Below are 23,588 nucleotides of genomic sequence, written 5' to 3' on the forward strand. Positions count from 1 at the left end.
GGGCGCAGTGCCCCGGCTCACTCTTGGACGTAGACCTCGTTGAACGGCAGCATCGGCTCCAGCCACGGGAACACGATCATCATCAGCAGCGCGACCACGCCGGCGACGAGGATCAACGCCGCGAGGATGCGCACCGGCACCGGCCCGGGCAGGTGCCGCCAGATCCACCCGTACATGTTGCTGTTCACGCCTCCCCGATCGCGGCGAGCAGGTCCTCGTAACCGGTGCCCTCGCTCTTGCGGTACTGGTTGGTCAGCACCGAGTGGATGATCATGCGTTCGGCGTCGGAGAACTGCGGGTGGCAGGTCGTGAGCGTCAGCAGCGAGGCCTGGGACGCGGGCGGCAGCTCGCTGTCGGCCTTGTACGGCACGGGGGCGACGGCGTCGCCGCGGTCGGGCAGCACGATGCGCCTGCCGAACGTCTCGTCGTACTCGCCCTGTTCGTCCTGCAGCGGGGCGACGTTGTCGCAGCGCTCCTGGGCGCCCTGGTTCTCGGCCCACCCGTCCACCTCGTCCTGCATGGGCAGCACGCGGTAGACGTAGAAGTTGTCGGCGGTCTCCAGCACCACGGCGTCGCACGAGTTGAGCAGGTCGAGGTCGTTGAACGGGGCGCCCTTGCCGACGCGGTGGCCGGCGACGCCGACGTTGCCGGGTTCGCCGGGCATCGCGGTGTCCTTGTAGTGGCCGGGGCCGACCTCGAGCGCGGCCGGGCCGACGCCCTCCTGCACCGTGAAGCTCCAGTCGGCGCCGAACGACGGGATGTACATGCGGGCGAACGACTGGCCGTCGGCCGGGTCGGAGTGCAGCTGACGTTCGCCGCGGTCCCCGGACGTCCACTCCTCCTCGAGCGCGGCACTGGCCTCGCGCTGGAGGTTGCCGGACTTCCAGTTGGTGACGTACAGCGAGTAGACGACGAACAGCAGCAGCACGAGGCCGAGGGTGATGAGCACCTCGCCGAACCCGCGGATGATCGCGCGCACCTTGTCGCCCTTCTCGGTACTTCCCCGGACCGTGTCTCGCAGTGGACCTTCTCGGTACTGCTTCGGACATGTGGGCGTTTACGTTAACGTGTTGAGGTGGCGGTGTCCCAAGTCCGCCATGCGTTTCGCCCCCAGAGCGTCTCGCCCTGAGGAGCTCGTGCTCCCGAACGCGTCACGACCGCAACGCACAAGGACATCAATGCCCAAGTCGAAGGTCCGCAAGAAGACGGCGTACACCCCGCCTGCCGACCGGAAAACCCCGGTCAAGGCCACGGCAGCCGGTCCGTCGCCGCTTCCCTACAAGATCGTCATGTTCGGGTTGATGCTGCTGGGCCTGCTGTGCTCGTCGTCAACTACCTCGCGGGCGAGCGCATCGGCTTCATGTTGGAGCTGGGCAACTGGAACTTCGCGATCGGCTTCGCGCTGATGATCAGCGGCCTGCTCATGACGATGAAGTGGCGTTGATCCGGCCGGCCTGTTGATCCGGTTAGCCGATTGACCTGCACAGGGTGGTCGCGGTAGCGAACTACATCGGTGTCACTAATCCCCACTGTGGATGGCTCTGTGGACAACTCCACTCTCCGTTGGTCGACCCACCCGGGCCTCGTGGCGATCGGGTGGGTCCTCGCCGCGGGTGCGACGGCGGCCGCGGTCGCGTCGTCGGGTTCGGCCGACCGAGCCGGGATGCTGCTGTTTGGGGTGGGGGCCGTGGCGCTGGCGGCGGCGTCGGCCTACGGCACGTTCGTCCGGCCCCGGCTGGCGGCCGACCGCGAGGGCCTGCACCTGCGCACGCTCGGCGGAACCCGGCAGCTGCCGTGGGACGCGCGCGGGTCGAGTTGACGACGATCCGGCGGATGGGCCGCGACCAGCCCGTCCTCGAGATCGAACCGCGGCAGGCGTTCGACGACGTCGACCCGGGCATGCTCACCGTGCTCGGGTGGCTGGAACTGGGCGCCGACCCCCGCGACGTGCACGACGAGCTCGAGGCCCTCCGCCGTTAGACGGTCGTTCCGGGGCAGAGGTAGGGCAGTTCGGTGCAGATGGCCGAGGCGATGGTCGCGTCCCGGTAGAGGATCAGGCCGACGAGCAGGGCGACCAGCAGCGCGACGGTCGTCAGCTGGAACTGCGTGCGCTGCTTCTCCGGTGCGTACAGCATCGCGATCATGACGAGAGCGCCGGCGACGAGCCCGCCGAGGTGACCGAGCAGGGAGATGCCGGGCAGGGTCACCGTGAGCACGAGGTTGATCGCGATGATGCCGATCGCGCCGCCGGGGTTGAGCCTGAGCTTGAGCACGGCGACGAGCAGCGCGCCCATGAGGCCGTAGACGGCCCCCGAGGCGCCCGCGGTGCCGGTGTTGACCGAGCCGAGCAGGTAGACGGCCGTCGACCCGCCGAGCAGCGACACGAGGTACAGCGCGAGGAACCGCACCCTGCCGAGGAGCAGTTCGAGGTCGCGGCCGAGGATCCACAGGGCCAGCATGTTCATGGCCAGGTGGAGCAGTCCGTAGTGCAGGAACCCGGACATGAGCAGCCGGGTCCACTCGCCGTCGATGTGGATCGCCAGCGGCCACAGCTGTCCGTCCTGGAACAGCGTGGACTCGTTGTTCTGCATCGGGTCGCCGACCTGGGCGGCCGTGACGACGTAGAGCAGGACGTTGAGCGCGATGAGCACCGGCATGACGACGGGTCTCGTCGACACGCGCGCCCCGGCGACCGTGCGGCCGCCGGGGCGGAGCGGCTGCGCCTGACGCTGCTGCGCCCGCGCCGCCTCGACGCAGTCGATGCACTGCTGGCCGACCGAGGCGTCGCGCAGACAGTCGGGGCAGGCGGGCCTGCCGCAGCGCACACAGCTCAGCCCGGTCGGCGTGTGCGGGTGCCACCAGCACCCGGGACGGGCGTCCTCGTCCGGCCGGGGCGGCTCACCGTAGGGCGGGTACGGAGGTTGGGTCACAACACGCTCCACGTCACGACCGTCAACCTACCTACCGTGTACTGCGTGGGTGCAGCAGAGATCAGGAGCGCTCGATCTCGACCGACTCGATGACGATGTCCTCGAGCGGCTTGTCGGCGGGACCGGTCGCGACGCGGCCGATCTCGTCGACGACGGCGCGGGAGGCGTCGTCGGCGGCCTCGCCGAAGATCGTGTGCTTGAAGTTCAGGTGCGGCGTCGGCGCCACCGTGATGAAGAACTGCGAACCGTTGGTGCCCGGTCCGGCGTTCGCCATGGCCAGCAGGTACGGCCGGTTGAACTGCAGTTCCGGGTGGAACTCGTCGTCGAACTTGTAACCGGGGCCGCCGCGGCCGGTGCCGGTCGGGTCGCCGCCCTGGAGCATGAAGCCGTCGATGACGCGGTGGAAGATGGCGCCGTCGTAGAACGGACCGGTCTTCTCGCCCTTGGCGTTCGGCTGGGTGTATTCCTTGGTGCCCTCGGCGAGACCGACGAAGTTCGCGACCGTCTTCGGGGCGTGATCAGGGAAGAGGTTGATGGCGATGTCGCCACGGTTCGTATGCAGAGTGGCCTTGATCTTGGAACCGACCACGCTCTCATTGCTCTCAGTCACACGAATCATCGTGCCATCCCGGGCATAATCCAGCGTTAAGGGGCAGGATGGACTGTACGGTGACAGTCAGAGAACCGACGAATGACGAGGTGGAGGCGATGACTCGAACCGCGGAGGCGGGTGAGTCCGTGAAGGACCAGCTGACCGATGGGGCCGAGGAGCTCGTGAAGAACTCGAAGCGGGCCCAGAAGAAGCTGGCCGCTCAGGCCAAGAAGGCCGGCAAAGAGGTCTCCAAGAGCGCCAAGAAGGCCAAGCAGGTCGCCGACGATCGTCGCGGCGAACTGGCCGAGCCGACCCGCAAGGCCAAGAAGGCGGCCATCAAGCGGCCAAGGCCGCCGGTGAGTCCAAGCGCCGGGCGAAGAAGGACTTCAAGCTGGCCAAGAAGGACTTCAAGGCCGCGATGAAGGACGCCAAGGGCGCTGCGACCGGCGAGAACGGTGAGAAGAAGAAGCGCAGGAAGCTTCCGATCTTCCTGGCCATCGCCGTGATCGCGGGCGTGGCGTACGCGCTGCGGCCGAAGCCGGAGGCCCCGGTGGCGCCGGCTCCGCCGAGGAGCACCGACAAGCCGGAGACCCCCGGCACGTCGAGCTCGGCGGGTACGTCCGGTTCGACGGGCGCTGCCGGTTCGACCGGCTCGGCGGGTTCGGCGAGCTCGAACGGCCAGTCGGCCGCGAAGCCGCAGCCGAACCAGACGCCGAAGCAGTCCTGACCGGCGTCGGCCGGACCTGTCCGGTCGTCGCTCAGGCCGGGTCCGCGGCAGGGCCCGAACAACCGAAAAGCTGCGAAAGGGCTACCTTCCTCGACGTGTGAACACGCTGGGAAGGTAGCCCTTTCGAGTGAGAATCGAAGATCAGGCGGAGTGCTTCTGGATGAGCGCACCCAGGCGCGGCAGCGCCTCGACGACGTTCTCCTTGCCCTTCGGGCGCAGCTTCTCGTAGACCTTCTTGATGGAGTCGCGCGAGGACTTCTCGGCGCGCGAGTCGGTGACCGACAGCAGCGCGTCGGCGGCCTCGTCGCCACGGGACGGCAGGTAGGCGCCGAAGTCGCCGCCGCCGTTGGCCTTGAAGTCGGCGAAGATCGGCTCGAGCGCCGCGACGAAGTCGTCGAGGAGGCTGTCGACGGCGGAGCCGATGATGCCCGGCTTGATCTTCTTGACGGCGCCGTAGCCGGTCTTGATGACCGTGCCGGACACGCCGCTCTTGTCGCCGACCTCTGCGTCGATGAGCTCGGTCAGGTCGGTGACGACGTCCGGACGCTTGGTGGAGTCGAGCAGAGCTTCCTTGAGGGTGTCAGCCACGAGATCTTCCTTCGTCACTTCGAAATTCGGAGGGGGACCCCACGCGGAACCGAACGGTCGACCGTCACCTGTTCAGGGGAGCCGGCGTCTGTTGATCAACACTGAGTGGTCCGCGTGTGTGGCGCAACCCTAGTACACCGGTCATTTGGTACCTACGTCGTGGCCTCGTATGCGTCGCCGACCGGTCACGGAGAGCGAGAACCCGGTGCTCTCAGAGGCCGAGGGTGGCGATGACGTCGGTGGCGACGGTCCTGGCCTTCACGCTCTGTTGCTGGTTGGTGGTGACGATGACGGCGTCGCCCTCCTTGGACACGGCGTACACGGCGCCGGTCTCGTCGGCCTCGTAGCCGCCGCTCCAGCCGGGTGGCTGTTCGGTGGGGTTGGACGTGTCGATGGGGGCGGCGCGGTCGACGAGTCCGGTGGCGACGTCGGGTTCGCCGACGTAGACCTGCACGCTCAGCTGCTCCTCGCCGTCGGGCCGGTAGAAGAAGCACGTGGGGTGGGGTTCGTCGGCCGAGAGACGCACCTGGCCGACGCCCTGCCCGTTGGCGCGCTCGGCCTCGGCGGTGGGCAGGTAGGGGCATTCGCCGGTGGTGGCGGGCTGCGGTTCGGGCGGCAGCTCGGGCGCGGGTTTGGTGCGGGTGACGGTCCGGGTGGTCGGCTCGCCCTGTTCGGCATCGGCCGCACTGCCGTTGTCCCCGTTGCCGTCGTTGCCGCCGGGTTCGGGGATGGTGCAGCCGGTGACGGTGAGCGCGGCGGCGGCCGTTGCCGCGATCAGTGCGCGACGGGCGCCGGCGGATCCGAACAGTCGTCCCATGCCTGCGAGTCAATCAGATGGGGCCGTGCGGCGACGGCTGGCACGCTGGTGGCATGGACATCGTCACCGAGTCAACGGCAGGCAACGGCAACCAGTGGGACCGCGTGGTCGAGCTGGTCCGCGAGGTACTGGTCGGCGAGCTGCTGGGGTGTTATGCGCACGGTTCGGCGGTGCGGGGAGTCTGCGACCGGCCAGTGACATCGACGTCCTCGTCGTGGCGGAGCGATCGTTGACCGGGGAGCAACGCAGGGCGTTGACCGACGGCTGCCTGCGCCTGTCCGGCATGAGCGGCGACGTGCGGCCGGTGGAGTTGACCGTCGTGGTCCGCGAGGACGTCGTGCCGTGGCGGTTTCCGCCGACCGGGGATTTCCTGTACGGCGAGTGGCTGCGCTCCGAGTTCGAGGCGGGCACGGTGCCGGAACGCGGGCCGATGCCGGATCTGGCGGTGGTGATCGCGACGGCGCTGCAGAGCGACCGGACGTTGGCGGGTGCGCCGCCGGCCACGGTGCTGGAGCCGGTGCCGACGTCCGACGTGGTGCGCGCGAGCGTGGAGAGCCTGGACGAGCTGCTGTCCGAAGTGGGCACGGATACGCGGAACGTGGTCCTGACCGCTGCGCGCGTGTGGTCGACGGCGGTGACGGGCACGATCATGACGAAGGACGAGGCGGCGGCCTGGGCCGCCCGCCGACTGCCCGACGAGTACGCCCCGGTGGTCGAGCACGCCCGCGACCTCTACCTGGGCACCACGTACGCGGACGAGACGTGGCCGGAACCGATCCGAGCCCGGGCCCACGACTGCGTCGAGCGCATGGCCACCGAAGCCCGCGCCGCCCACGAGCGAAGGGACGATGAGTCGGATTGAGCGCAGTCGCGCGTCAGCGCGTCCTTGGGGGCGGTGGTCGGGCGACGGGTGGGCGCACCCGACGGCCCCATGGCTGCGTTCAACGCGACTATGGGGCCCTCGGGAGCACCCGGGACGCGCTCCCCGGTCAGCGGTGGACGGTGAGGTGCACGCCGTCGGCGAGGCGGTAGGGGGCGGGGGCGACGAGGTCGCCGACGACGCGGCGGAGTCGGGAGACCTCGGCGCGCGCGGTCACCACGTGCCCGTCGTCGCCGAACAGGCCGCGGCCCAGCGCGGCGGCGTCGAGTCCGTCGGGGCCCGCGTCGGCGATCAGCGCGAGCACCTGGCCCTGTCGCCTGGTCAGCGCCGCCGACCACGATCCGTCGCCGTCGTGCACGCGCACCACGGGCGCCCCGCCGGCCGCTCCGGTGAGGTCGAGTTCGGCGCGCATCGGTCCCCGTTCGCGGGGGCGCAGCAGCCAGCCCTCGCCGAGTCGTTCGGGGGTGCACAGTCCGACGCCGGCGACCGCCATCGGCCGTCCCTCGCGCGGCACGGGCACCCGCGCACCCGCGGCGATGCCGGAGCGCATGGCGACCCAGCCGTCGTCGTCGACCACCAGCAGCGGTTCGGCCGTGCCGCCGAGCACCGGTTCGGCGCTGCGCCGCAGCCGTTCCAGTCGTTGTTCGTGCAGTCGCCACAGGCTCGTCTCGGCGAGCCGCACCGACGTCTCGACGAGCGCGCCGACCGCGGGATGCCACGTCAACGCCGGACCGCTGATGTCGACGATCCCGGCCAGCTCACCCGTCACCGGCGAGTGCACCGGTTGCGCGCAGCAGTACCAGCCGTGCTGCGCCGATTCGAAGTGCTCGCCCGCCAACAGCTGCACCGGTGCGGCCTCGACGAGCGCCGTGCCCACGGCGTTCGTCCCGACGGTGGCCTCGCCCCAGTGCGCGCCCTCGGCGAAGCCGACGGCGTCGGCGTGGGTCCGCACCCGCGTCGAGCCGTCGCGCCACAGCACCACGCCGTCGCGTCGGTGACGACGACCAGGAACGGTGACGTCTCGGCGGCGTGGCGCAACATCAGCCGCAGGTCGTCGATCACCGGTTCCAGCCCGCTGAGTCGGCGGCGCAGTTGGACCTCGTCGAACGACACGGCCGCCCGGTTGGCGCGCGACGCGTCCAGTCCGAGGTCCAGCACCCGCGACCACGACCGTTGCACCACCCCGCGCGGGCGCACGGGCGGGCGGGTGCCCGACAGCACCGCCTCGTGCATCCGGCGCAGCATGCGGGCGCGTTCGGACACGTCGAGCGGGAGCGCGGCTTCACCGGTCACGACCAGCACCTCCTTCGGCGTGCGCGTGCAACGCGGCGCAACGCTGGCGGCGCCGACAACTCTGCGCAGACCGTGTATCCCACATCACACGATGCCGTGCCTGGCCGCAAGGGAGGGACCTCCAATGACGCAGACCCTCGGTACCCCGCAGACCGATTCGCTGCCGAGTCCGCAGCAGAAGGCGGAGAACTGGCTGGCCGCGTTCGCCGACGCGCTCGCCGGCCGCGACATCCCCCGCGCGGCGAGCATGTTCGCCGCCACCAGCTATTGGCGCGACCTCATCGCGTTCACGTGGAACATCGCCACCACCGAGAATCCCGACGGCGTGCAGCACCGACTGGAGGCCACGCTCGGCGACACCGATCCGACGAACTTCGCCCTCGACGACACCCCGGAGCAGGCCGACGGGGTGATCACGGCGTGGTTCACGTTCGAGACCGCCGTGGGCCGTGGGCACGGTCTCGTGCGGCTCGTCGAGGAGGACGACGAGCCGAAGGCGTGGACGTTCCTGACCACGATGTACGAGCTCAAGGGCCACGAGGAGCCGCGCGGGACGCACCGGCCGAAGGGAACCGAGCACGGCATCCACCCGGGACGCGCGACGTGGGCCGAGGAGCGTGCGCGGGAGGAGGCCGAGCTCGGCACGACGGCCCAGCCGTACGTGCTGGTCATCGGCGGCGGGCAGGGCGGGATCGCGCTCGGTGCGCGGTTGCGCCAGCTCGACGTGCCGTCGCTGGTGATCGACAACCATCCGCGGCCCGGTGACCAGTGGCGCGGCCGGTACAAGTCGCTGTGCCTGCACGACCCGGTCTGGTACGACCACCTGCCGTATCTGAAGTTCCCCGACAACTGGCCGGTGTTCGCGCCGAAGGACAAGATCGCCGACTGGCTCGAGGCGTACGTGAAGATCATGGAGGTCCCGTACTGGGGCTCGACCACGGCGACGTCGGCGAGCTACGACGCCGCGGCCGGGCAGTGGACCGTCGAGATCGACCGCGACGGCGAGCGGATGACGCTGTACCCGACGCACGTCGTGCTGGCCACGGGCATGTCGGGCAAGCCGAACGTGCCGCAGCTGCCGGGGCAGGACGTGTTCCGCGGCGAGCAGCACCACTCGTCGCAGCACCCCGGACCGGACGCCTACGCGGGCAAACGGTGCGTGGTGATCGGCAGCAACAACTCGTCGTTCGACATCTGCGGTGCGCTGTGGGAGCACGGCGCGGACGTGACGATGGTCCAGCGTTCGTCGACGCACATCGTCAAGAGCGACAGCCTCATGGAGATCGGCATGGGCGACCTGTACTCGGAGCGCGCCCTCGCCTCGGGCGTGACCACCGAGAAGGCCGACATGATCTTCGCGTCGCTGCCGTACCGGATCCTGCACGAGTTCCAGATCCCGCTGTACGAACGGATGAAGGAGCAGGACGCCGAGTTCTACGAACGGCTCGAACGCGCCGGGTTCCGGCTCGACTTCGGTGCCGACGAGTCGGGGCTGTTCCTGAAGTACCTGCGGCGCGGTTCGGGGTACTACATCGACGTCGGCGCGGCCGACCTCGTCGCCGACGGGCGGATCGCGCTCGCGCACGGCCAGGTCGACCACCTCACCGAGGACGCGTGGTGCTCGAGGACGGCACGGAACTGCCCGCGGACCTCGTCGTGTACGCGACGGGCTACGGGTCGATGAACGGCTGGGCGGCCGACCTGATGGGTCAGGACATCGCGGACAAGGTCGGCAAGGTGTGGGGCCTGGGCTCGGACACACCCAAGGACCCCGGCCCGTGGGAGGGCGAGCAGCGCAACATGTGGAAGCCCACGAAGCAGGAGGCGCTGTGGTTCCACGGCGGCAACCTGCACCAGTCGCGGCACTACTCGCTGTACCTGGCGCTGCAGCTCAAGGCCCGGCACGTCGGCATCCCGACGCCCGTGCACGAACCCGCCGAGGTCCACCACACGCACTGAGCCCGTCGTCGACCCCCGTCCGTGGTGGCGCTGTTGCCGGCGCCACCACGGACGGACCTGTCGATGTCCTCACCGGGCGGATGGTCGAGCCGGTGTCGCTCAGGCGCCGATTCGGTCGAGATAGTCCTCGAGCGCGTCGCGGCCGAGCTGGGACACCGTCTTGCCCTCGCGCCGGGCCTCCTCGGCCGCCCGTTCGGCGAGACTCTCCGGGACCCGGAACGCAATCTGCGGTGAACGCTTGCCACCGCCGGTCAGCGAGGGCCGTCCACCGCGCGCCCGCCGGACGGCGTCCTCCGCCACCTCCTCGGCCCTGGCCTCGGTGATCCGTTCACCGCGCGAGTCGAGCACGACCTCCTCGTCGAGGTCGATGTCCCCTGCGTCGAAATACCTGTCCTTGCTCATAACGATCGCCTCCGAAACTGCGTCGGCATGACGTGAATGACCAGCAGGAAGTCGGGCAGGATCACTGCCACGATCTCGAGCTCGACGCCACGGTCGTCGACCCCGATCCATACAAGTTGGTCGTCGTACCCATCCTTTCCCGCAACGAATTCCGGTTCGCCGCAGCTGCTCATCGCGGCCAGCGCGTGCGCTTTCCCGATCTTGTGCTTCCTTGCACGCCGGGTGAACTTCACCGGTCTCGACATCATCGAATTTTGTCAGACAAAACCAGTTGTGTCCAACAGAACTGGTCGACGGGCGTGTGTTGCCGGCGCCACCACGGACGGACCTGTCGATGTCCTCGCCGGGCGGATGGTCGATGATGGAAGGTGCGAACCCGGCAAATGAGGGAGTGAACGTGGTGGCAGCCGAGCAGGACGAGACGGTCGACACCGCCGCGGGCGGCACCAACCCCGCCGAGCCTCCCGCCGAACCGCAGCTCTCGGCCGACGAGCGGGCCCTGCGCAAGCTCAAGATGTGCCGCTGGCTGGTGCTCCTCAGCACCATGCTGGCGTTGCCGCTCGCGATGGTCGCCGCCGTGCCCACGACCGACCGGACGCTGTGGACGCTGCTGGTCGTCACGACCGTGCAGTTCCCGTTCCTGATCGCCGCGTCGCTCGTGGTGGCCGAACCGAAGCGGTGGGCCTACTACATCCTGCTCGTCGGGACGCCCGTCAGCCTCGTCGTGTTGGTGCTCGCCATCAGCCAGGGCGCGTGGATGATGGTGCCCGCCAACGTCCTCATCGCCGCGGCGTTCATCCCGTTGAGCGAGTCCACCGTCCGCGGCTACGTGCACAAGAACGACCGCACCCTCGCCGACATCCGCGCCGGCCGCTGACCGAAGCTCCCGAGGGCCCCATAGTCGCGTTCAACGCAGCCATGGGGCCGTCGGGTGCGTTCAACGCAGCCATGGGGCCGTCGGGTGCGTTGAGCGCAGCCATGGGGCCGTTGGTCGCATCGACCCGCGAACTCCGGGTTTTCTCCGGCTCATTCCGGATACCGCCGAGGGTCGGTTCGCCGCAGCCTGAGGTGCATGGCGACGACACACCCCACAGAACCCGACACGGCTGAGCCCGCCACGGAGCCCGAGCCGTGGAAGCGCCGTCCGGAGACGCGCCGTCCCCGGCAGTCCCAACGTCCGCGGCAGACGTTGGTGTGGCTGCATGTGTTGACGTCGGTCGGCTGGATGGCGCAGGCGCTCGCTCTGTTGACGTTGCTGGCCGTGGGGTTCGCCTCGGCCGACCAGGACGTGCGCATCGCCGCGACGTCGATGGCGCACGTGCTCGACACCTCCCTGCTCGCACCGTTGGCCAACGCGAGCGCCTTCACCGGCTTCCTGTTGTCGGCCACGACGGCGTGGGGTTTCTTCCGGCACTGGTGGGTGGTGGCGAAGTTCGTCCTCACGATCGCCGCGCTGAACGTGGGCATCTTCGTGCTGTCGGCGAACCTGAACGACGCGGCGGCCGACGCCGAGGCAGGGGCGGTCGTGGCGAACCCGGCGCTGTTGGTGGGCAGTGCCCTGATGGCGGCGTCGATCGCGTTCCAGGCGTGGCTGTCGGTGGCGAAGCCGTGGAAACGCACGCCCTGGTCGGCCGACCGCAAACCGCCGACGGCGAGCAACGTCGTGTTCGGTGCGGCGATCGCGGCGCCGCTGGTCGACATCGCGCTCAGCGTGGCCGTCGGATTCCCCGCCCCCGCGGCGGAGATCGTCGTGCTGATCGTCGTCCTGACCACCCGCACCCGCCGCCTCGCCACCGCCCGCCGCACCTGAACGGACCTGCGGGAGCGGCTTCGTCGGGGCCTGCCACGATAGGGGTGCCAGCCGCCGCCTGTCTCGGCTGGACATCAGACTTTCCGGCCCTGTCGAAGGAGAATGTTGTGACGGCATCGCCGCAGCGCACGGGCAAGGCCCCGGCGTGGACCAGCTACGGCGTCGACGCGGTACGCGGCGCCCTGATCGGCACCGCGGAGACCGTTCCCGGCGTCAGCGGCGGCACGGTCGCACTCGTCACCCGCGTCTACGACACGGCGATCACCTCGGCGGGCCACCTCATCACCGGCACGGCCCGCGCCGTCACCGACATCCCGCGCGGCAAGGGCGCGTCGCGCGCGGTAGCCGAGTACCGGTCGGTGGCGTGGCGGACGGTCATCCCGCTGCTGGCCGGCATGGCCGTCGCACTGCTGGTGATGGCGCGGTTCATGGAGGGCTGGGTCGAGGACTACCCGATCCAGACGCGTGCGCTGTTCTTCGGCATGGTGCTGGCCTCGCTGTGGGTGCCGTTCTCGATGGCGACGAAGGCTCCGCGCGGCAGCACCGGCCGGGCCGCGCCGTGGTCGTGGAGCGAAGTGCTGATCGCGCTGGCCACCGGTGTCGTCGTGTATTTCCTGGTGAGCCTGCCCCCCGGCAACCTCGAGGCGAGCGCCCCGGTGATCGTCGTGGCGGCGGCCATCGCGATCTGCGCGCTCGTGCTGCCCGGCCTGTCGGGTTCGTTCCTGCTGCTGACGATCGGCCTGTACCAGCCGACGCTGGCCGCGGTGAACGACCGCGACCTGGCCTACATCGGCCTGTTCGCACTCGGCGCGCTCATCGGCCTGAGCTCCATCGTCAAGTTGCTGCAGTGGTTGCTGGAGCACCGTCAGCGCATCACGCTGGTCGTGCTCACGGGTCTGATGGTCGGCAGCCTCCGCGCGCTGTGGCCGTGGCAGACCGAGGACCGTGACCTGCTCGCTCCCGGCGAGAGCCTCGGCATGGCCCTCACCCTGGGCCTCGTCGGGTTCGGCGTCGTCGCCGCGGTGCTCGTCATCGAGGCCCGTATGACGCGCAAGCAGGAGCCCGCACCCGCCTCGTGACCGGGCATACCGTCCTGGCGGTCGGTGTCCCCGACCTCGACGACTGGGTGCGGACGCGCACGGCGCAGTACGACGCGTCGTTCGTGTCCGCCGACCCGGCGTTCCGGCACGCCCACATCACGCTGCTGGCGCCGTGGATCGCGAACCCGGCGCCGTCCGCTCTCGACGCCGTCGGGCGCATCGCGGCCGAACACCCGCCGTTCGACACGTGCCTGCAGCGGATCGACGTGTTCCCCGACGGGCTGATCCACCTGCGCCCCGAACCCGACGAGCCGTTCCGCGCGCTGACCGCGGCGCTCACGGCGGCGTTCCCCGCGTATCCGCCGTACGGCGGGCAGTTCGGCGCCGTCGACCCGCACCTCACGCTCGACCGGGTCGACCACGCCCGCGGTGTCACGGCGGCGACCGTGGCCGGCGAGCTGCGCGACCTGCTGCCGGTACGGCTGCGCGTCGACCGGATCGACCTGCAGTGGTGGGCCAACCACGACTGCCACGTGCAGGCGTCCTGGAAGCTCGGCTGAACCCGCTGAAACTCCACAGTCGTTGCCGACACCGTCGACAGGCGCCTCCGCCAGCGACGACACGGCCGCCGGCCCACGGATGAGACGTTCTCCACTAGCGTGGATCCTGTGCGAGGAACACCGGTGCACCGCTGGACGCTGTGGCGCGCGGTCGCCACGGGCGGCCCCGGCCGCATCGTGCCCGACGGCGTGCTCGATCTGATGTGGCACGAGCGGCGTTTCGTCGTGGCAGGTCCCGATCGGACAGCACAGACCGTGGATGCCGGCTGCGGGGACGAGACGTGGGGATTGCGGCTCCCGCCCGGCGTCGCGCCCGCCGTGTTCGGCCTGCCCGCGCGAGAGCTCACCGACCTACGCGTCGACCTCGTCGACCTCGTCGACCTTGTCGACCTTGCTGACCCGGCGCCGCCGAGCGACGACCCCGCCGGACCGGCTATGCGGCTGAGGCGGGTGGCCGAAGCGTTGTGGAGGCGCGCCGATCCGGACCTCGCGCAGCTGCGGTTGGCGCAGTCGCTCGACCGGGCCGCGCGTGCCGGAACACCGGTGCGCGACATCGCCGCGGCTCACGGGTTGTCCGAACGCACCCTGCGGCGAACCAGCGACCGGATGTTCGGGTACGGGCCGAAGACCCTCGCGTCCATCCACCGATTCCAGCGGGCTCGGCACCTGATGCGCGGCGGCACGCCTGCCGCAGAGACCGCCGCGGCCGCCGGATATGTCGACCAGGCGCATCTGGCTCGCGAGGTGCGCAGACTCGCCGGGTGCACGCCGCGCGAGCTCTCAGGCTGACCGTTCCGTACAAGCGGCGACCGCCCACCGCGTGCAACGCTGTGGTCATGGGTATCGGGCAGGCGCGGGAGTTCGTCACCGCGCACGGACGGCAGTTGGACCGGTGGCGGTTCGACGCGCTCACCGGCGACGGCGCCGCGCGGCGCGGGGTGCTGGCCGCGCTCGAGGCGTACCGGAATCCCGACGGCGGCTACGGCTGGGGCATCGAACCCGACCTGCGCGCCCCGGAGAGTCAGCCCGCGGGCGCGTTGCACGCGTTCGAGGCGATGGCCGACGCCGGTGCCACGACACCCCGTTCGCTGGAGCTGTTCGACTGGTTGACGTCGGTGACGCTGCCCGACGGCGGACTGCCGTTCGCATTGCCCGTCGCCGACGACACGGCGTGCGCGCCGTTCTGGGCACGCGCCGATCCGACGGAGTCGTCGTTGCAGATCACGGCCGCGGTGGCGGCGCAGGCGTACCGGTTGGCGCGCGCCGACCCGGCGGTGGGCGCGCATCCGTGGCTGGCCCAGGCGACCGAGTACTGCTTCGAACAGATCCGCGCGATCGACGCGGCACCGTTCGCGTACGTGCTGTCGTTCGCGCTGCAACTGGTGGACGCCGCGTACGACACGTGGCCCGAGGCGCGCGAACTGCTCGACCGGTTGGCGCAGTTCGTGCCCGCCGACGGTGCGGTTCCGGTGGCCGGCGGCGCGGCGGGCGAGACGTTGCACCTGCTCTCGTTCGCGCCCGACCCGGGACGTCCGGTGCGTGAACTCGTCACGGCCGCCGCCGTCGAGGCCGACCTCGACCGACTCGAACGCACGCGGCGCCGCGACGGCGGATGGGACGTCGACTTCGACAGCTACTCCCCCGCCGCGGCCCTCGAGTGGCGCGGCTACACCACGGTCGCCAACACGGCCCTCCTCCTCCGCAACACCCGCTGGTAAAAGCACCCGAGGGCCCTTTGGTCGCGCCCACCCGTCGCCCGCCACCACCCAAACGGTCGCGCTGACGCGCGGCAGTGCTCGATTCCACGCAGCCATGGGGCCGTTGGGTGCTAGGTGGTCACCATGCCTACGGCGAGGTCGGCGTAGAACTCGCCGAGTTGCTCGGGGGTGTCGGCGCCGTCGGCGCGGTACCAGCGGACGAGGTCGACGCCGAGGGACAGCATCGCCCGCACGACCCGGTGCACGTCGACGTCCACGAACGACCGCTCCGCGACGCCGCGCACGACCGCGTCCTGGAACGTCGCCGTCGACTGCCTGCGCAGTTCGCGGATCTCGGCGTAGTGCGCGGGCGACAGCGCCGACAGTTCGTACTGGCAGACCCGCGCGACCACGTGGTGCCGCGCGTGCCAGGCCACGAACCGCCGCACCAGCGTGCGCAGATGCGCCGTGGCACCACCCTCGCCACCGCCCTCGGGTTCGACGTCGGCGAGCGCGTCGAGGGAGCTGCGGTGTCCGGCGCGGATGATCTCGAACAGCACGTGTTCCTTCGACCGGAAGTGCACGTACAACGCGCCGGGTGACAGTCCGACGGCGAGGTGATGTCGCGCGTGGTCGTGGCGTGGAAGCCGCTGGCGGCGAAGCAGCGCACGCCGGAGGTCAGCAGGTTCCGGGCGACCTCTCCGCGGTCGGCGTCCCACAGTTCGGCCGAGACGTCCCGCACCGGCAGGTCCACGCCGGTCTCCGACAACCCGGTGGGCTCCATGTGCAACCCCTTTCCCGCAGGTGGTGGCGTGTCCGGCAGTACCCGCGAACTGTGCCTTGCGTCATAGTCGCCGCTTATCGTACTGTCTCACCAGGCTAAATGTGCGCTCAGTCAGCGTCGACCATTCGCGTTTCAGCCGGAAGGAGACACCAATGGAGGTGTCGTGCGCATTCCCCACCGCCCTGGAAACACCTGACCACGTCAAGCTCGCCGAGCAGCTCGGCTTCAGCCGGGCGTGGGTCTACGACACGCCGCAGCAGAGCCCCGACGTGTGGATGACGCTCGCGATGGCCGCCGAGCGCACGGAGCGCATCGGACTCGGCCCCGGCGTGCTCGTGCCCAGCCTCAGACATCCGATGGTCAACGCCTCGGCGACGGCGACCCTGTGCGCGCTGGCGCCGGGACGGGTGGCGGTCGCGTTCGGCACGGGCTTCAGCGGGCGTCGCGCGATGGGCTACGGCGCCGTGCCGTGGTCGTTCATGGACGCCTACATCCGTGCCTACAAGGGACTGCTGGCCGGCGAGACCGTCGAGTGGGAGGGCGTGTCGATGCGCATGCTGCACCCCGACGGCCACGCCCCCGCCCGTCCCGTCGAGGTGCCCGTGCTCGTGGGCGCGCTCGGCCCGAAGGGCGGCAAGGTCGCGAAGGAGCTGGGCGACGGCCTGTACGCCACGCTGTCGGTGCCGGACTACATCGGCGACTTCCCGTGGTCGGCGTACCTGCTGTGGGGCACGGTGCTCGACGACGGCGAGCCCACCGATTCCGAGCACGCGCACGCGGCGGGCGGCCCGGGCTGGGCGTTGTCGCTGCACGGCGCCTACGAGTTCGGCGGGCCGGACGCCGTGCGCGCCCTGCCCGGCGGCGACGAGTGGATGGCCGTGGTCGACAAGTCGCCCGACGACCTCGCCCACCTGTCCGTCCACAACGGACATTGTGTGGAACTGAACGACGCCGACGAGGCCGCCTGGCAGGCAGGCGGACACGCCACGCTGCGCGACGTCACGTTGTCCGGCACGGCCGACGAGGTCCGGCGCGGTCTCGACGACCTCGCCGCCCGTGGCGTCACCGAGGTCGTGTTCCAGCCGTGCGGACCGGACGTGAAGACCGAACTCGAACGTTTCCTCGCCGCCGCCACCGCCTGACGCGCGCCCGAGACCACCCGTCACACCGACCCTCAGGGAGGGACCCATGAGCCGCACCGTCGACGCCATCGTCACCGACATGTCGTACACCGAGTGCCCGCGCTGGCACGAGGGCCGCATCTGGTTCTCCGACTTCTACACCTACGCCGTGTACTCGGCGGCCGAGGACGGTAGCGACCTGCGCGTCGAGGCGGACGTGCCGCAGCAGCCGTCGGGCATCGGCTGGTTGCCGGACGGGCGATTGCTGATCGTGTCGATGCGCGACCGCAAGGTGCTGCGCCGCGAGGCCGACGGCACGCTCGTGACGCACGCCGACCTGTCCGACCTCGTGGGCGGGCACGTCAACGACATGGTCGTGGACGAGCGGGGCAGGGCGTTCATCGGCGAGTTCGGCTTCGACCTGATGGGCGGGTCACCGCTGGAGACTGGCGTGCTGGTGCGCGTCGACCCGGACGGCACGGCGACGACGGTGGCCGACGACCTGTGGTTCCCGAACGGCGCCGTGATCACCGCGGACGAGACGTTGCTGGTGTGCGAGACGTTCGCCAACCGCGTGACGGCGTTCGACATCGCGGCCGACGGATCGTTGACGAACCGGCGCGTGTGGGCGTCGTTCGGCGACCAGCCGACCGAGGTGGAACTGGAGTCGATGCTGCCGCAGATCAAGGTCGCCTCCGACGGCTGCTGCCTCGACGCCGACGGCGCGCTGTGGATCGCCGACGCCGTCAACGGACGTCTGCTGCGCGTCCGCGAAGGCGGCGAGATCGCCGAGGAACTCCCGGCCGACAGCGGGGTGTTCGCATGCATGCTCGGCGGCCGCGACGGACGCACCCTGTTCATCTCCGCCGCCCCCGACTTCCACGAGGACGCCCGCAAACAGGCCCGCGAAGCCAGCCTCCGCACCACCCGAGTCGAAACCCCCCACGCCGGCCTCCCCTGAGCCGTCGATGCACCCGAGGGCCCTTTGGTCGCGTTGAGCGCAGCCATGGGGCCGTCGGGCGCATTCAACGCGACTAATGTTCCCTTCGCGGTGGCCGCACCGCCGCGAGCAACCGTGCCGCACCTGCCCGCGCCGGCCGCGCCGGCCGCACCGGGAGGTTCTCAGGCCGGGAGGGTGTCGGTGTCGAGCCAGGTGGTGAAGAAGGTGTCGAGGGGGCGGCCGGCGTGGTGGGCGGCGAGGGCGGTGAAGTCGGCGGTGGTGACGGTGCCGTGGCGGTGGGTCGACGTCCAGTCGCGCAGCAGGGCGAAGAACGTCTCGTCGCCGAGCTGGCCGCGGAGTGCGTGCAGGGTCAGCGCGCCGCCCTTGTAGACGCGTTGGGAGAACATGTCGCGCACGCCGGGGTCGCCGATGCGCGGGCCGACGCCCTGTTGCGCGGGTTCGGCGCGCCACCGGCGGGCCAGCTCGTCGGCCGTCTCCCCGCCCGCGGCCTCCGACCACAGCCATTCGGCGTACGTCGCGAAACCCTCGTTGAGCCAGATGTGTTTCCAGTCGGCGACCGTGAGGCTGTTGCCGAACCACTGGTGCGCGAACTCGTGCACGACGAGCCGTTCGTGGGTGCGCAGTCCGTCGACGTGCCCGGCGCCGAACACGGCCATGCCCTGCGCCTCGATGGGGTCGTCGAGCTCGTCGTCGGTGACGACCACGGCGTACTCGTCGAACGGGTACGGCCCGAACCAGTCCTCGAGGGTCCGCCGGATCTGCGGCTGGCGACCGAAGTCGAACAGCGCGTTGTCCCGTAGGCGCGGCGGGACGAAGATCCGCGCGACGTCGTCGAGCGCCACCTCCACGTACTGTCCGATTTGGACGCTCATCAGGTACGTGGCGGACGGTTCGTCGCGTTCGAACACCCACGTGGTGGCGCCGGCGGAGCGGCGCGTGTCGACGAGTCGCCCCGTGGCGACGACGGTGTACGGCGCGGGCACCTTCATCGACAGCCGGTAGGCGGCCTTGTCGGACGGGTGGTCGTTGCACGGGAACCACGACGGCGCGCCGACCGGCTGGCTGGCCACGAGCGCGCCGTCGGTGAGTTCGTCCCAGCCGACGTCGCCCCATTCGGGCGAGTTCAGCGGCGCCGGGTTGCCCGCGTAGCGGATGTCGACGACGAACTCGGCGCCCTCGGCGATCGACCGTGCGGGTTTGACGCGCAGCTTGTGCCCGCGGTGGGTGTAGCGCGCGTTGACGCCCTGTACCTGGACGCGGTTGAGCTTGTACGGCTCGAAGTCGAGCACCAGCCCCGACAGCGGCTGCGTCGCCACGGCGGTGATGCGCGCCGTGCCGGACAGCCGGTTGGCGGCGGGCCGGTATTCGAGGTCGAGGTCGTAGCGCAGGACGCGGTAGCCGCCGTTCCCGTGCGCGGGCAGGTACGCATCGCCCGAGACGTCGGCGCCGGGCGAGGGTGATGCGTTCACTCGTCACCCCACGAGGCGATCGGGTTGCCCTGCCAGCGCGAGTCGGCGGGCACCTCGTCGCCGCGCGTGACGAGGGAACCGGGGCCGACGGTCGTGCGGGCGCCGATGCCGCCGCCGGGCAGCACGATGCCGTGCGGGCCGAGCGTCGCGCCTGCGCCGAATTCGACGGTGCCGGCGCTCATGATGCGATCATGGAACAGGTGGGTCTGGACGACACACCCCCGATTGACGGTCGCTCCGTCGCCGATGGAGATCAGGTCGGACTCGGGCAGCCAGTACGTCTCGACCCAGGCGCCCTTGCCGATGCGCGCGCCCATGGTGCGCAGCCACGCGGGCAGCAGTGGCGTGCCGCCGACGCCGCCGACGAACCACGGCACGGCGAGAGTCTCGACGAACGTGTCGGCCAGTTCGGCGCGCCACACGAACGAGCTCCACAGTGGACGTTCCTGGGCGCGGAACCGGCCGACGAGCGACCACTTCGCGGCCGTGGCCAGTGCCGCGGCGACGACGCCCGCGCCGAACAGCACGACACCGGACAGCAACGCCGCAGCCCACGGGCCGGCCACCGACCACACGGCCAACAGCGCGGCGACGGCCGACACCGACAGGGCGAACGAGAACATCACGGGCACCACGCGGCACAGCTCGACGAGCCCGCGGGCGATCTTCAGCCGGGCGGGCGGGTCGAACGTGCGGCTGGTGTCGCCGGTCTCGACGGCCCTGCGCAGCGGCATCGGCGGCATGCCCAGCCAGGACGAGCCCTTCTTCGCCTTCTTCGGCGTCGACGACAGCACGCCCACGAGGCCGCGTTTGGGCACCGACCGGCCGGGCGCGGTGATGCCCGAGTTGCCGAGGAACGCCTGCTTGCCGACGCGGGCGGGGGCGACGTGCAGCCAGCCGTTGCCGAGTTCGTAGGCGGCGACCATGGTGTCGTCGGCGAGGAACGCGCCGTCGGCGACCTTCGTCATGCTCGGCACGGCGAGCACCGTCGACGCCTCGACGCCGCGGCCGATCTTCGCGCCGAGCATCCGCAGCCACACGGGCGTGAACAGGCTGGCGTACAGCGGGAACAGGTCGGAGCGGGCGGCGTCCATGAGCCGTTCGGTGGCCCACACCTGCCAGGCGAGCCTGCTGTGCACGGGGTGGAAGCCCTCGCGCAGGCCGATGCCGAGCGCGCGCACACCGACGACCACGAGCGTGGCGTAGGTGAGCAGGTAGGCGATCGTCGCGACGGGCGTGACGGCCAGGGCCGCGCCCCACGCCGCGGCGAGACCGGCGGTGCCGGACACGGCGGAGCCGACGATGAGCACCGCGGGGAGTGTGGCCAACGCGGGCAGCAGGCCGAGCACGAACGATGTGACGCCGTAGGCGAACGCCCAGCGCCGGGACCGGTCGGCCTTCTTCGTCGGCCAGTTCAGACCGCCCTTGGGGTCGGCGACCGCGGGCGAACCGGCCCAGCGCCGGCCGGCTGGCACGGCGCCGCGCACGGTGGCACCGGCGGCGACCTCGGCGCCCTTGCCGATGCGCGCACCGGGGAACAGGGTGCTGCGGGTGCCCACGCGCGCGCCCGCGCCGATGCGGATCTTTCCGATGTGGACGATGTTGCCCTCGACCCAGTGGCCGGACAGATCGGCCTCCGGTTCGACGGCCGCGCCCCTGCCGAGTTTGAGCATGCCGGTGACCGGCGGCGGGGTGTGCAGGTCGACGTCGGCGCCGACCTTCGCGCCGAGCAGCCGGGCATAGCGGGTCATCCAGGTGGCGCCGCGACCTCGGTGGCGCCGGTGACGTCGGCGAGCCGTTCGGCCGCCCAGAGTCGCATGTGGACCTTGCCGCCGCGCGGGTAACGGCCGGGCCGCAGTCCGCGCAACAGGATGCGGGCGCGGCCGCGGCCACGCCGATGCGGCCGGCGGGGCTGAACAGCGTCAGCCAGGCGAGGCCGAGCAGCCACAGCGGGGCCGTCGGTGCCCAGGCGACGCCGGCGACGACGGACAGCGCGGTGGACAACGTCGCGGCGATGGTCGTCCAGCGCAGGCCGACGACGGTCAGCAGCGGAATCGTCAGCAGCGACTGGAGCACGCCCGTCGACCGCGGCACGGGCGTGACCTCACCGCGGCGGGTGCGGGTGCCCTCGAGGCCGTCGAGTTTCTCGGCCAGGTCGGCGAGCTTCGGGTGGGTGTAGACGTCGGTGACCGACACGTCGGGGTGCCGGGTGCGGATGCGCGCGACGAGCTGCGCCGCGGTGAGCTGCCGCCGCCGAGACGAAAGAAGTCGGCCTTCGCGTCGGCGACGGTGACGCCGAGGATCGACGTCCAGCCGTCGGCGAGCCACTGTTCGGTCTCGGTGAGTCCGTCCTCGTCGGCGCCGTCGGTGGCGCCTGCGGGCAGCGGCCACGGCAGCGCGGCGCGGTCGACCTTGCCGGAGGTGCGCACGGGCAGGTCGTCGACGACGGCCAGCAGCGGCACGAGCGCGGCGGGCAACTGTTCGCGCAGTCGCTCGACGGCGGCGTCGCGGTCGAACGGTTCGTCGCCCGCCTCGCTGGGCAGCACGTAGCCGACGAGCATCTGGTTGCCCGCGTCGGTCCTGCGGACGGCGGCCGCGGCGCCGGCGACGCCGGGCAGCGCCTGCAGCGCGGCGTCGACCTCGCCGAGTTCGATGCGCCGTCCGCCGAGTTTGACCTGCTCGTCGGCGCGGCCGAGGAACACGAGCCCTTCGGGGTCGGCGCGCACGAGGTCGCCGCTGCGGTAGGCGCGCTCCCAGCCGAGCGAGGGCAGCGGGGCGAACTTCTCGGCGTCCTTGTCGGGGTCGAGGTAGCGGGCCAGGCCGACGCCGCCGATGACGAGTTCGCCGGACGAGCCCATGGGCACGGGCCGGCCGTCGTCGTCGACGACGGCGAGTTCCCAGCCGTGCAGCGGCAGGCCGATACGCACCTGTTCCTCGCCGGTGAGCTGGGCGCCGCACGCGACGACGGTGGCCTCGGTGGGGCCGTAGGTGTTCCACGCCTCGCGGCCCTCGACGGCGACGCGGGCGGCGAGTTCGGGCGGGCAGGCCTCGCCGCCGAAGATCAGCAGGCGGATGTCCTCGAGTGCCTCGGCGGGCCACAGCGCGGCGAGCGTGGGCACGGTCGACACGGCGGTGATGCGGCGTTCGAGCAGCCACGGGCCGAGGTCGACGCCGGTGCGCACGAGCGCGCGCGGGGCGGGCACGAGGCAGGCGCCGTGCCGCCACGCGAGCCACATCTCCTCGCACGAGGCGTCGAACGCGACGGACAGGCCGGCGAGCACGCGGTCGCCGGGCGCGAGCGGTTCGTCGGTGAGGAACAGCTGCGCCTCGGCGTCGACGAACGCGGCGGCGTTGCCGTGGGTGACGGCCACGCCCTTGGGCTTGCCGGTGGAACCGGACGTGAAGATGATCCACGCGTCGTCGTCGACGCCCGGTGCGCCCGGGGTGCCCGTGGAGTCGGCGAGGCGTTCGATGGCGCCGCCGTCGCCGAGGACGACGCACACGCCGGCCTCGCCGAACACGAGCTGGGCGCGTTCGTCGGGGTCGTCGGCGTCGACGGGTACGTAGGCGGCGCCGGCGGCCAGCGTGCCGAGGATCGCGATGTACAGTTCCGCGGTCCCGGAGGCGATGCGGATGCCGACGCGGTCGCCGACGCCGACACCTTCGGCGGCGAGCTTGGCGCGCACGGCGTCGACCTCGGCCAGCAGACCGCGGTAGGTCAGGACGGTCGATCCGTCGTCGAGAGCGGCCGCGTCCCGGTGCCGGGCGGCGGTCGCGTGGAGGATGTCGAGCAGCGTGCGGGGACGTGGCGCGGGCCCCGTCCGGTAGACGGCGAGATCGCTCGGGGCAGGGTCGTCGGCGGGTATGGCGGGTTTGTCGATCGCGATCGTCACGGCCCCTCGCAGGCGCTTGTCGGGCCAGCTCCGGTTGAGACGGCCGAGAACAGCCGTTCAGCCTA

The 23,588-nt window shown here is 71.0% G+C and carries 25 protein-coding genes and 3 pseudogenes; 16 read left to right on the forward strand and 12 right to left on the reverse strand.

The window, feature by feature from the left end; translation table 11 throughout:
• Positions 1-17: 17 nt before the first annotated feature.
• Both BJF85_RS28155 and BJF85_RS20920 read right to left on the reverse strand, forming a co-directional pair.
• Positions 18-188: a hypothetical protein gene (locus BJF85_RS28155; RefSeq protein ID WP_158057053.1), complete on the reverse strand. Its 171-nt coding sequence runs from the start codon at positions 186-188 to the stop codon at positions 18-20.
• Positions 185-1,021, reverse strand: coding sequence for a class E sortase (locus BJF85_RS20920; RefSeq protein WP_075849753.1), 837 nt, complete (start codon positions 1,019-1,021; stop codon positions 185-187). The genes BJF85_RS28155 and BJF85_RS20920 overlap by 4 nt, the downstream gene beginning before the upstream one ends.
• Positions 1,022-1,178: 157 nt before the next feature.
• On the opposite strand from BJF85_RS20920, the pseudogene crgA reads away from it, so the two are divergent.
• The 3 genes and pseudogenes from crgA (at position 1,179) to BJF85_RS31670 (ending at position 1,980) form a co-directional block, all read left to right on the forward strand.
• Positions 1,179-1,444: pseudogene (crgA, locus tag BJF85_RS20925) on the forward strand (cell division protein CrgA).
• A 99-nt stretch (positions 1,445-1,543) separates the two neighbouring features.
• Positions 1,544-1,819, forward strand: a complete 276-nt coding sequence (locus BJF85_RS31665) for a PH domain-containing protein (RefSeq protein ID WP_369822253.1) — start codon at positions 1,544-1,546, stop codon at positions 1,817-1,819.
• Positions 1,795-1,980 (forward strand): hypothetical protein, encoded by a 186-nt coding sequence (locus tag BJF85_RS31670; RefSeq protein ID WP_369822254.1) that lies wholly within the window; start codon positions 1,795-1,797, stop codon positions 1,978-1,980. Before BJF85_RS31665 ends, BJF85_RS31670 begins: the two co-directional genes overlap by 25 nt.
• Here the strand turns inward: BJF85_RS31670 and BJF85_RS20935 are convergent.
• Both BJF85_RS20935 and BJF85_RS20940 read right to left on the reverse strand, forming a co-directional pair.
• Positions 1,977-2,930: a rhomboid family intramembrane serine protease gene (locus BJF85_RS20935; protein ID WP_075849754.1), complete on the reverse strand. Its 954-nt coding sequence runs from the start codon at positions 2,928-2,930 to the stop codon at positions 1,977-1,979. The two genes, BJF85_RS31670 and BJF85_RS20935, sit on opposite strands and share 4 nt — an antisense overlap.
• Before the next feature lie 61 nt (positions 2,931-2,991).
• Positions 2,992-3,549 (reverse strand): peptidylprolyl isomerase, encoded by a 558-nt coding sequence (locus tag BJF85_RS20940; protein ID WP_075849755.1) that lies wholly within the window; start codon positions 3,547-3,549, stop codon positions 2,992-2,994.
• An 89-nt stretch (positions 3,550-3,638) separates the two neighbouring features.
• Between BJF85_RS20940 and BJF85_RS27615 the strand changes: the two genes are divergently transcribed.
• Together BJF85_RS27615 and BJF85_RS27620 are read left to right on the forward strand one after the other, a co-directional pair.
• Positions 3,639-3,944: a hypothetical protein gene (locus tag BJF85_RS27615; protein ID WP_139320762.1), complete on the forward strand. Its 306-nt coding sequence runs from the start codon at positions 3,639-3,641 to the stop codon at positions 3,942-3,944.
• Positions 3,941-4,249, forward strand: a complete 309-nt coding sequence (locus BJF85_RS27620; protein ID WP_139320763.1) for a hypothetical protein — start codon at positions 3,941-3,943, stop codon at positions 4,247-4,249. The genes BJF85_RS27615 and BJF85_RS27620 overlap by 4 nt, the downstream gene beginning before the upstream one ends.
• 141 nt (positions 4,250-4,390) lie before the next feature.
• On the opposite strand, the gene BJF85_RS20950 is transcribed toward BJF85_RS27620, so the two are convergent.
• Both BJF85_RS20950 and BJF85_RS20955 read right to left on the reverse strand, forming a co-directional pair.
• Positions 4,391-4,837 (reverse strand): hypothetical protein, encoded by a 447-nt coding sequence (locus BJF85_RS20950; protein ID WP_075849862.1) that lies wholly within the window; start codon positions 4,835-4,837, stop codon positions 4,391-4,393.
• A gap of 211 nt (positions 4,838-5,048) precedes the next feature.
• Complete coding sequence (locus BJF85_RS20955) at positions 5,049-5,654, reverse strand: DUF2020 domain-containing protein (RefSeq protein WP_075849757.1); 606 nt, start codon at positions 5,652-5,654, stop codon at positions 5,049-5,051.
• A gap of 53 nt (positions 5,655-5,707) precedes the next feature.
• Here BJF85_RS20955 and BJF85_RS29150 point away from each other — a divergent pair, with 53 nt between their 5' ends.
• On the forward strand, positions 5,708-5,887 hold the full coding sequence (locus BJF85_RS29150) for a hypothetical protein (protein WP_222844616.1): 180 nt from the start codon (positions 5,708-5,710) through the stop codon (positions 5,885-5,887).
• Complete coding sequence (locus BJF85_RS20960) at positions 5,869-6,516, forward strand: aminoglycoside adenylyltransferase domain-containing protein (RefSeq protein WP_222844617.1); 648 nt, start codon at positions 5,869-5,871, stop codon at positions 6,514-6,516. The genes BJF85_RS29150 and BJF85_RS20960 overlap by 19 nt, the downstream gene beginning before the upstream one ends.
• 127 nt (positions 6,517-6,643) lie before the next feature.
• Here the strand turns inward: BJF85_RS20960 and BJF85_RS20965 are convergent, their stop codons facing one another.
• Positions 6,644-7,516, reverse strand: coding sequence for a GAF domain-containing protein (locus tag BJF85_RS20965; protein ID WP_255375826.1), 873 nt, complete (start codon positions 7,514-7,516; stop codon positions 6,644-6,646).
• A gap of 435 nt (positions 7,517-7,951) precedes the next feature.
• On the opposite strand from BJF85_RS20965, the pseudogene BJF85_RS20970 reads away from it, so the two are divergent.
• Positions 7,952-9,786 (forward strand): annotated as a pseudogene (locus BJF85_RS20970) (flavin-containing monooxygenase).
• A gap of 99 nt (positions 9,787-9,885) precedes the next feature.
• Here the strand turns inward: BJF85_RS20970 and BJF85_RS28160 are convergent.
• Both BJF85_RS28160 and BJF85_RS28165 read right to left on the reverse strand, forming a co-directional pair.
• The gene (locus BJF85_RS28160; RefSeq protein ID WP_083666596.1) at positions 9,886-10,188 is read right to left on the reverse strand and encodes a ribbon-helix-helix protein, CopG family; all 303 of its coding nucleotides are present in this window, start codon (positions 10,186-10,188) and stop codon (positions 9,886-9,888) included.
• The gene (locus BJF85_RS28165; protein ID WP_075849758.1) at positions 10,185-10,421 is read right to left on the reverse strand and encodes a hypothetical protein; all 237 of its coding nucleotides are present in this window, start codon (positions 10,419-10,421) and stop codon (positions 10,185-10,187) included. The genes BJF85_RS28160 and BJF85_RS28165 overlap by 4 nt, the downstream gene beginning before the upstream one ends.
• 164 nt (positions 10,422-10,585) lie before the next feature.
• Between BJF85_RS28165 and BJF85_RS28170 the strand changes: the two genes are divergently transcribed.
• From BJF85_RS28170 to BJF85_RS21010, 6 genes are all read left to right on the forward strand, one after another.
• Positions 10,586-11,065 (forward strand): hypothetical protein, encoded by a 480-nt coding sequence (locus BJF85_RS28170; RefSeq protein WP_222844618.1) that lies wholly within the window; start codon positions 10,586-10,588, stop codon positions 11,063-11,065.
• Positions 11,066-11,260: 195 nt separating this feature from the next.
• A complete protein-coding gene (locus BJF85_RS20990) occupies positions 11,261-11,998 on the forward strand; it encodes a hypothetical protein (RefSeq protein ID WP_255375827.1) in 738 nt (245 codons plus the stop codon).
• Between the two features lie 107 nt (positions 11,999-12,105).
• On the forward strand, positions 12,106-13,077 hold the full coding sequence (locus BJF85_RS20995) for a DUF368 domain-containing protein (RefSeq protein WP_083666597.1): 972 nt from the start codon (positions 12,106-12,108) through the stop codon (positions 13,075-13,077).
• Positions 13,074-13,598, forward strand: coding sequence for a 2'-5' RNA ligase family protein (locus tag BJF85_RS21000; RefSeq protein ID WP_075849761.1), 525 nt, complete (start codon positions 13,074-13,076; stop codon positions 13,596-13,598). Before BJF85_RS20995 ends, BJF85_RS21000 begins: the two co-directional genes overlap by 4 nt.
• A 108-nt stretch (positions 13,599-13,706) precedes the next feature.
• A complete protein-coding gene (locus BJF85_RS21005; RefSeq protein WP_222844619.1) occupies positions 13,707-14,387 on the forward strand; it encodes an AraC family transcriptional regulator in 681 nt (226 codons plus the stop codon).
• 41 nt (positions 14,388-14,428) lie between these two features.
• On the forward strand, positions 14,429-15,316 hold the full coding sequence (locus BJF85_RS21010) for a hypothetical protein (RefSeq protein ID WP_075849865.1): 888 nt from the start codon (positions 14,429-14,431) through the stop codon (positions 15,314-15,316).
• A gap of 110 nt (positions 15,317-15,426) precedes the next feature.
• Here BJF85_RS21010 and BJF85_RS21015 read toward each other — a convergent pair whose 3' ends face one another.
• On the reverse strand, positions 15,427-15,855 hold the full coding sequence (locus tag BJF85_RS21015) for a hypothetical protein (protein ID WP_139320766.1): 429 nt from the start codon (positions 15,853-15,855) through the stop codon (positions 15,427-15,429).
• Positions 15,856-16,231: 376 nt separating this feature from the next.
• On the opposite strand from BJF85_RS21015, the gene BJF85_RS21020 reads away from it, so the two are divergent.
• Together BJF85_RS21020 and BJF85_RS21025 are read left to right on the forward strand one after the other, a co-directional pair.
• Complete coding sequence (locus tag BJF85_RS21020) at positions 16,232-17,221, forward strand: LLM class flavin-dependent oxidoreductase (protein ID WP_075849763.1); 990 nt, start codon at positions 16,232-16,234, stop codon at positions 17,219-17,221.
• Positions 17,222-17,267: 46 nt separating this feature from the next.
• Positions 17,268-18,161 (forward strand): SMP-30/gluconolactonase/LRE family protein, encoded by an 894-nt coding sequence (locus tag BJF85_RS21025; protein ID WP_075849764.1) that lies wholly within the window; start codon positions 17,268-17,270, stop codon positions 18,159-18,161.
• Between the two features lie 161 nt (positions 18,162-18,322).
• Here the strand turns inward: BJF85_RS21025 and BJF85_RS21030 are convergent, their stop codons facing one another.
• Positions 18,323-19,630 carry a M1 family metallopeptidase gene (locus tag BJF85_RS21030; protein ID WP_075849765.1) on the reverse strand — a complete coding sequence of 436 codons (1,308 nt, stop codon included), beginning with the start codon at positions 19,628-19,630 and terminating at the stop codon, positions 18,323-18,325.
• Positions 19,627-23,523: pseudogene (locus BJF85_RS21035) on the reverse strand (Pls/PosA family non-ribosomal peptide synthetase). The gene BJF85_RS21030 and the pseudogene BJF85_RS21035 overlap by 4 nt, the downstream one beginning before the upstream one ends.
• Positions 23,524-23,588: the final 65 nt, after the last annotated feature.

The organism is Saccharomonospora sp. CUA-673 (genome assembly GCF_001942305.1).
Lineage (GTDB): Bacteria > Actinomycetota > Actinomycetes > Mycobacteriales > Pseudonocardiaceae > Prauserella.